This is a genomic window from Pararhizobium mangrovi, assembly GCF_006516965.1.
GTDB classification, from domain to species: domain Bacteria; phylum Pseudomonadota; class Alphaproteobacteria; order Rhizobiales; family Rhizobiaceae; genus Pararhizobium_B; species Pararhizobium_B mangrovi.
In genome coordinates, this window is the sequence record NZ_VHLH01000041.1 from 23201 (window position 1) to 31109 (window position 7909).

General features: G+C 63.9%; 7 protein-coding genes and 1 tRNA gene. 7 read left to right on the forward strand and 1 reads right to left on the reverse strand.

The genetic code is table 11. The features are described from left to right. Positions 1–132: 132 nt before the first annotated feature. Entirely contained in the window at positions 133–654 is a 522-nt protein-coding gene (locus FJU11_RS17005) for a DUF421 domain-containing protein (protein ID WP_210242910.1), read from the reverse strand. A 244-nt stretch (positions 655–898) separates the two neighbouring features. Here FJU11_RS17005 and FJU11_RS17010 point away from each other — a divergent pair. The 7 genes from FJU11_RS17010 (at position 899) to FJU11_RS17040 (ending at position 7821) form a co-directional block, all read left to right on the forward strand. Next, positions 899–973: transfer RNA gene (locus tag FJU11_RS17010), tRNA-Gly, on the forward strand. Positions 974–1103: 130 nt separating this feature from the next. Beyond that, positions 1104–2009, forward strand: a complete 906-nt coding sequence (locus tag FJU11_RS17015; RefSeq protein WP_141168273.1) for a LysR family transcriptional regulator — start codon at positions 1104–1106, stop codon at positions 2007–2009. 177 nt (positions 2010–2186) lie between these two features. Next, a complete protein-coding gene (locus FJU11_RS17020; RefSeq protein ID WP_181408231.1) occupies positions 2187–3512 on the forward strand; it encodes an ABC transporter substrate-binding protein in 1326 nt (441 codons plus the stop codon). Position 3513: 1 nt separating this feature from the next. Next, a complete protein-coding gene (locus FJU11_RS17025; protein WP_210242911.1) occupies positions 3514–4449 on the forward strand; it encodes a carbohydrate ABC transporter permease in 936 nt (311 codons plus the stop codon). Beyond that, the gene (locus FJU11_RS17030; protein WP_141168275.1) at positions 4446–5279 is read left to right on the forward strand and encodes a carbohydrate ABC transporter permease; all 834 of its coding nucleotides are present in this window, start codon (positions 4446–4448) and stop codon (positions 5277–5279) included. Before FJU11_RS17025 ends, FJU11_RS17030 begins: the two co-directional genes overlap by 4 nt. A gap of 14 nt (positions 5280–5293) precedes the next feature. After that, the gene (locus tag FJU11_RS17035) at positions 5294–6826 is read left to right on the forward strand and encodes a sulfatase (protein WP_141168276.1); all 1533 of its coding nucleotides are present in this window, start codon (positions 5294–5296) and stop codon (positions 6824–6826) included. Further along, positions 6823–7821, forward strand: coding sequence for a DUF4432 family protein (locus tag FJU11_RS17040; protein ID WP_141168277.1), 999 nt, complete (start codon positions 6823–6825; stop codon positions 7819–7821). The genes FJU11_RS17035 and FJU11_RS17040 overlap by 4 nt, the downstream gene beginning before the upstream one ends. Positions 7822–7909 lie beyond the last annotated feature (88 nt).

The window sequence follows — 7909 nt, forward strand, 5'->3', positions numbered from 1 at the left end:
GAAACGCGCCGCAGCACTTACCAGGTCGTCTTGCGCATTGCCCTCGACGTCGGGACTCGATTGGTCCGGCTGGAAAATGCTGCGGTGGCGGTTGTCTTTACCGCTCGCCCGCTCGCCCGTCGCATCGCTCCCTCACGGACCGTTCGTACGCACGCCCATGAGTAGCTTCTCGTCGACCTTCGTGCCATGCAGAACGGAAATGTCGCCGGTGGTTTCGAGGACGACCGCACGCACGGATGCGAGCTCGAGAACATTGGCCTCCCGCAGCTTGGCGAAAACGTCCGCCTCGGCGACCCTGCTCGACGCCATCGCGCCGTCGATGAACCGGCCATCGCGCATCAGCAAGAGCGGCGCGTTTTCCATCGTCGCTTTCGCATTCGCAGAAGATCGACGCATGAACGCGAGCGCCATCTGGATGGTCAGGATCGCGCCGATGGCGACGACCGCCTGAACGAACGCATGCCATGAGCTCGAAGTCGTCGCGGTGGCAAGGAGAGAACCGGTCGCCAACGTGGTGACGAAATCGAACGCCGTCATCTTCGAAAACGATCGAAGGCCGATGAGGCGCACGATCGCCACGACCCACCCGATCGAAAGGATGCTGAGCAGGACCGCGCGGATGACGACGTCGGGATATTCCGGAAGACCGAGCACGGAGGCTCCTTCAAGCATTGGTGTCCGGCCACAAGCGCTCGACACGAAACTTGGTTCCTTCGTGCCGAAGCGAACGGTGGTCGGCCTCGCCGTCGGAACGGGAAGGAAACAGCGCGCAGCGATTCGCGCGGGGCTCCCGGTGCCGCGCCCTGCCACGCGACGCCGCGTGTTCCGCTTTCGCTAACCGCCCCGCATTTTCCGTCTTGCCTGAAACGCCTGCGAACCCTAGTCTTCGAGACGTGGCGCGGGTGTAGTTCAGTGGTAGAACGCAAGCTTCCCAAGCTTGATGTCGTCGGTTCGATCCCGATCACCCGCTCCAGATCTTTCCCGGTATCTGCACCTCTTTCCGTTGCTTCGCGAATGGTTCGTCCCGTTTGATCGGGGTGCGGCAGCGCATCCGATGGTAGCGTGGTTGCGGCCGGACGGCATATCGGAAGGGGCTTTGCGGCTTGGACCTGAGACAACTCACCTATTTCCTGCGGGTCAGCGAACTCGGGAGCGTAACTGCGGCGGCGGCAGCACTTCACGTTACGCAGCCGACGCTGACGAAGAGCATCGGGCTTCTCGAAAGGGAACTCGGGACGGCGCTCTTCACGCGGCTGCCGCGGGGGCTGGAACTGACGGAAGCCGGCCGGCGTCTCGTGCGCCATGCGGAAGCCGTGCGCAATCAGGTGCGCGATGCGCACCGGGAGCTCGCGGCACTAAGCGCGACTTCCACCGGCATGGTGACGATCGGTGCCGGACCCGCATGGCTGCGCCGCCTCATGCCGGAGGCGGTGGCGCGCGCGACGGCGCTTCATCCGGGCATGCAGGTGCGCATCGTCGGCGGTTTCGATGAAAGTCTGATGCGTAGCCTCCTGAGCGGCGATCTCGACTTCGTCGTCGCCGAACTGCCCTGGACGCGAGCGCATGACGGCACCGTCGTCGAAACGTTGACGCGGGACGTGCTTTGCGTATGCGCTCGTGCCGGGCATCCCCTCGACGCACGCACCTCCATCGGCCTTTCCGATCTGCTCTCCTATCCCTGGGTGCTTCCCGTCAGGGCGACGCGGGCGCGCCAGCGTCTCGATGCGCTCTTCGTCGCGCAGAACGCCGTTCCGCCGGAACCGACGGTCGAGACGGACTCGATGGCCTTCATGTTGGCGTTCGTCGCCGCCTCGGACGCGCTCACCTACACCACGCGCACCACCACCGAAATGCCGGAAGGATCGGGGCTAGCGACCCTTGCCGTTCCGCAGCTCGACAACGAGCGGGTGGCTGGTGTGATCTTCCGCAGGGGCGCCTGGCGCTCACCCGCAGTCGACGCGCTGCTTGCCGAACTCCGGACGATCTGCCGGAACGTACGGTTCAACTGACCCGAGCCATGAATTCTGGCTATGGGACGAGGAAAATAAGTAAATTGTTTGCATGCGTACCGGCTGCCACTATGCCGGACGAGTTGCGGTCGACGCTTCGTTCCATAAGCGTCGGCATCCGCATCCCGGAGGGAAGAGGAGGAGATTATGGCTTCAGCCAGGACAACGAGGCGTCGTGTGCTCACCGCAGCGGTGGCGATGGCGGCCGGCCTTTCCGTCGGCACCGGTATCGCCCATGCACAGAGTTCGAAAGAGGTGCCGATCACCATCGTCATCAACCAGTCGCCGTGGTTCGACGGGTTTCAGGCAGTCGTCGAGAAGTACGAGAAGGAGACGGGCAATCAGGTCGACCTCGACGTCAACCCGTTTGCCGGAAGCCTGGAGAAACAGCGTAACGCGGTGCGGTCCAAGGAGAGCCCCTACGATATCCTGGTGATGAACGCCGGCTTCTTCATCGAGATGTACCAGGGCGGTTTTCTTGAGCCCCTGACCGACGTCGATCCCCAGTTCAAGCTCGACAAGGACATCTACACCTTCGACGATTCCGTCTATTGGGATGCGAAGGACAAACGCATCGACGCGAAGAGCGGCAAGCTGATGAGCGTGCCGATCAACCCGTACATACCGCTCCTGCATTACCGCTCCGATCTCTACAAGGAGAAGGGCCTGAAGGTGCCGCAGACGTGGGACGAACTGCTTGCGAACGCGAAGGCGCTGAACGATCCGCCGCAGCGCTACGGCATCGTGCAGCGCGGCGCGCGCGGAACGTTCGACGTGACGTTCGACGTGCTCCCCTATCTGTGGAGCTACGGTGGCGGCCTCTTCAAGGACCAGAAGGGTGGCGACTTCACCGTCACCGTGAATAGCGGGCAGTCCGAAGCCGCGATGAAGATGTATCTGAAGCTGGCGAAAGAGGCCGGTCATCCGTCCACGGCCGGTCAGACGCAGACGAACGTCATCCAGGCCATGGCGACCGGTCGGGCGGGGCACATCATCGCCGTGCTCGCCGCCGGCACCTTCGACGATCCGGACAAGTCCATCGTCGTCGACGACGTCGGTTTCGCGCCGCCGCCGCATGCGAAGGGCTATCCATCCTCGCCCCCGCTCGGACACTGGCTCGGCGGCATCCCGCACAACATCCCGAAGAACCGGCAGAAGGCCGCGCTCGCCTTCCTGAACTGGTTCCAGAGCGACAAGGCGCAGCGCGCCTATGCCGAAGCCGGTTCTCCGCCCGTCAGCCGCGCCGTGCTGGAATCGGATATGGCGAACCAGCAGAAATACCGCTGGATGAAGCCGCTCGCCGAAGCGCTGAAACACGCGCGCCTCACCTTCGTCATTCCGGAATCCGCGCAGGTGCTGGCGATCACGGAACTGCGGTTCAACCAGATCATCGCCGGCGACCTGAAGGTCGCGGATGGCCTGAACAAGATGGCCGACGAGATCTCCGCCGTCATGAAGAAGGCGGGATACAAGGCGCCTGAACTGGAACCGCTGAAAGACTGACGTGGCCGATTCCCAGCGATTGACGAAATCCGTCGCCGCCGAGCCGATGGGGCGGGCGGCGGCGGCTTCGGACCGGTTCTGGCGCAACGTGACGCTTGCGCCGGCGCTCGCACTGTTCGTGCTGTTGACGGCGCTGCCGCTGATCGAACTGGCTCTGCTGAGCTTTCACGACGTCGACTGGGCAGGAGGCGTCTCGACGTGGCGCTCGACCGGCATATCGCATTACGTGGCGCTTGCCGGCGACAATCTGTTCCGTGTCAGCATCCTGAACACGCTGCTCTTCTCGGCGATCGCCGTGACCGGAGAGATGGTGCTCGGCTTCTTCCTGGCGCTTTTGACGACGTCGGTCGGGCGCGGCCGGACGATCTATCGCACGGTCTTCCTCCTGCCCATCCTCATGCCGGGCATCATCATAGGCGCGATCTGGAAGCTGATGTACAGCTTCGATTTCGGCGTCATCAACGAGATCGTCACGCTCGTCGGGCTGACCCCGCGCGATTGGCTCGGCGATTCCCATTTCGCGCTCGCGTCGATCATCGTCGTCGACATCTGGCACTGGACGCCGTTCTGCTTCCTGCTGATGCTCGCTTCGCTCGAAAGCCTGCCGGACGACGTCTTCGAGGCGGCCGAGATCGACGGCGCCTCCTATTGGCAGATCCTGCGTGCGATCACCCTGCCGCTCATGCTGCCGTCGATCCTCGTCACCTTCGTCTTCCGGTTGATCCTCGCCTTCAAGGTGTTCGACGAGGTCTATCTTCTAACCGGCGGCGGGCCGGGCACGTCGACGGAGGTCATCAGCTTCACGATCTACCGGCGCTTCTTCACCGAGGACCGGGTCGGCTACGGGGCGGCGATGTCGGTCACGACCTTCGTGCTGATTGCCATCCTGATCGTCGCCGTCATCGCGCTCACGCGCCGCCGGGCGAGTACGTCATGAGCGTGACGGCGACCAGGCAAAGCACCTTCCTGCGGCATGCGCTGCTGATCCTCGCGGCGATCATCGTGCTCTTTCCGTTCCTCTGGATCACGGCGGCCGCCTTCAAGACGCAGATCGCGCTTCTGATGGGGCGCGTCCTCTTCGCGCCCACCCTGCACAATTTCGCCGACGTGCTGTTTTCAAGTACGTCGGACTACGTCCGGAATTTCACCAACAGCCTGATCATCGGCCTCGCGAGCACCGCGCTCGTCCTCTTCGTCGCTACACTCGCCGCCTTTTCGCTGAACCGGATGAAATGGCCGAATTGGGTGATGCACTCGATGCTCGGCTGGGCGGTGATCTTTCACATGGTGCCACCGATTACGCTTGCGAGCGCATGGTACTCGATGTTCCGGCCGATCGGCCTCGACAATTCGTATCTCGGCCTGATCCTCGCGCATGCGACGCTCAACCTGCCGATGGCGCTGTGGATGATGGGGGTGTTCGTGCGAGACGTGCCGGGCGAACTGATCGAGGCGGCGCGCATCGCCGGGGCGGAGATCCCGACGATCCTCGCGCGGGTCATCGTACCGCTCGTTCGCCCGGGGCTCGCCGCGACCGGCATCCTGACCTTCATCTTCAGCTGGAACGAGTTTCCCGTCAGCCTGACGCTCACCCAGCGGCAGACGGCGACCGTGCCCGTAGCGATCGGCAAGTACGCGCAGGAAAACACCATCGCATTTTCCGGCATGGCGGCGGCATCCGTCCTGTCGATGCTGCCGGCGGTCATCCTGCTGATCATCGCGCAGCGCTTCATCGTCCGCGGCCTCACCTCGGGCGCGGTCAAGTAAAGGACGGATTACCCATGAAAGTCGTTTTCGTGCTCTTCGATTCCCTCAATCGGCACATGCTCGGGCCGTATGGCGGGAGCACCGTCGCGACGCCGAATTTCGACCGTCTCGCCGAACACAGCGTCACCTTCGACAAGCACTATGTCGGTAGCCTGCCCTGCATGCCGGCACGGCGCGACCTTCTGACCGGGCGCTTGAGCTTTTTGCATCGAAGCTGGGGGCCGATGGAGCCCTTCGACAACGCATTCCCGGAAATGCTCGCGAAGAAGGGCGTCTACAGCCACCTGACGACCGATCATTTCCACTATTTCGAGGATGGCGGGGCGACCTACCACAACCGGTACGATTCCTTCGATTTCGTCCGCGGGCAGGAAGGCGACGGCTGGAAGGCGATGGTCGAACCCGACTGGGACCGCCTGCGCGGAAAATATCACGAACGTCAGGTTTCGACGGACCGGCGCAACTACAAGGCGCAGAACATCGTCAATCGCGAATTCATTCGCGAGGAGAAGGATTTCCCCGCCGTCCGGGTGTTCGACGCGGGGCTCGATTTCATCGAACGCAACCGGCAGGCCGACGATTGGCTGCTGCAGATCGAGACCTTCGATCCGCACGAACCGTTCAACGCGCCGGAGCGCTTCCGCGAGGCGTTTCCAACGGATTGGGACGGTCCCGTGCGCGACTGGCCGCCCTACGGTCGCTTCGACGAGTTGCCGGGGGAGAGCGACGAGCTTCGCGCCAACTACAATGCCTCGATGGCTTCGTGCGACGCGTTGCTCGGACGCGTGCTCGACGCCTTCGACGAGCACGGAATGTGGGAGGATACCGCGCTCGTGGTGACGACGGACCACGGCTTCCTGCTCGGCGAGCATGATTTCTGGGCGAAGAACCGCATGAACGTCTACGAGGAGCTCGCCCATATCCCGCTCTTCGTCCACGATCCGCGGCGGCAGGGCCATGGCGGCGAGCGGCGCTCGGGCCTGACGCAGACCGTCGATCTCGCCGCGACCTTCCTCGATTTCTTCGAGGTCGCGCCGGCCAGCGAGATGACGTCTCGCTCCGTTCTTCCGTTGATCGATGGCGAGGACCGGCTGCACGATGCGCTGCTCTTCGGCTATTTCGGCGGCGCGGTAAACGTCACCGACGGGCACTACAGCTATCATCGCTTTCCCGCCGATCTCGCGACGCAGGAGATCTACCAGTATACGCTGATGCCCACCCATATCTCCGCGTTCTTCTCGACCGAAGAGCTCGCCGGCACGCAACTGGCCGACCCCTTCGCCTTCACGAAGAATACGCCGCTGCTGAAGGTGCCGGTCGGCGAGCGTTCGCCGATGTACGATGTCTACGGACCCGGCGCGCTGATCGAGGACGAGACGCGTCTCTACGATCTGAAGACCGATCCGGGTCAGGAACGACCGCTTCGTGACGAGGAGACCGAAGCGCGGATGGCCGACGTCATGGCACGCCTCATGAAGGCGAACGATGCGCCGCCGGAAGCGTTCTCGCGGCTCGAACTCGGGGAGCCGGCAGGCGAACCGGCATGATCGATCCCAGCTGGACCGGTATGGCTCGCGCCGAGCTTGCCGGTCAGGTCGGGGATCTGCGGCAGCTTGCCAGCGTGCGCCGGATCGTTCTCGACGAAGGTTCCGAGCGCGGCGTGCGGACCCTGGCCTTTTCGACCGGCGGCGGCCTCGATTTCTGGGTCTTCAGCGATCGCAGCTTCGACATCGGCCCGCTTTGGTGGGGCGGGATGCCGATTGCATGGCAGGGACCGGACGGATTCGCCTCGCCGGCGCTGATGGACGCCGAACGGTGGAACGGCCACGGCTTCGCGCAGGGGCTCGGCGGCCTTCTCGTCACCGCCGGGCTGGAGCACATTCGCCAGCCGGGTGACGGCCACCCGCTTCACGGCCGGCTGCCGTTCACCCCCGGCCGGCTGCTTGCGTATGGCGAGGACTGGAACCATCCGGACGGGCCGATCCTCTTTTGCGAGGGCGAAATCGTGCTGACGCAGCCCGGCGGTGGCGGCTACCGCATGCGCCGAAGGATCGAGGCGCCGGTCGGCGGCCGGACACTGAGGTTGCACGACCGGATCGAAGGCCTTTCCACTGAGGAGCAGCCGCTCGCCATGCTCTACCATATGAATTTCGGCTTTCCGCTGATCGGCGAGGGGACCACCGCGACGCTGCGGGACGGAACGACGGTTCTCCCGACGATCGAAGCCGTCGAGGCGGACCGGACCTTCTTCAACTGCGTCGAAGCGAACGACCCTTCGGGGACGGCACGATGCATCGTGACATGCCCCGGCGAAGCGCATGGCCCGACACGTCGTCTGTTCGTCGATTTCGATGCCGAGGCGATGCCCTGGCTGCAGATATGGCGCGATCCGCGGCCGGGACGGCGCATCCTCGGGATCGAGCCCGCAACCAGTGAACGGCTTGCCAATGGAACGAACGGTCCCGGCCCCACGCTGAAGCCGGGCGAAGAGATGCGCTTCGGCTTCGATCTGATCCTGGACGAGACGACTTCCGAACGATAGAGCCTTTCAGGTTTATACGGAAGCGCTCTGTTCGATCGTGCCGGTTTCCCACGCGAAGGCGATCGCAGCGCGATGTGGTTCATCGGGC

Bases quoted from the DNA above. Each gene is read 5' to 3' on its own strand.
- FJU11_RS17035 (WP_141168276.1), top strand. From the start codon at position 5,294: ATGAAAGTCGTTTTCGTGCTCTTCGATTCCCTCAATCGGCACATGCTC.
- FJU11_RS17030 (WP_141168275.1), top strand. From the start codon at position 4,446: ATGAGCGTGACGGCGACCAGGCAAAGCACCTTCCTGCGGCATGCGCTG.
- FJU11_RS17040 (WP_141168277.1), top strand. From the start codon at position 6,823: ATGATCGATCCCAGCTGGACCGGTATGGCTCGCGCCGAGCTTGCCGGT.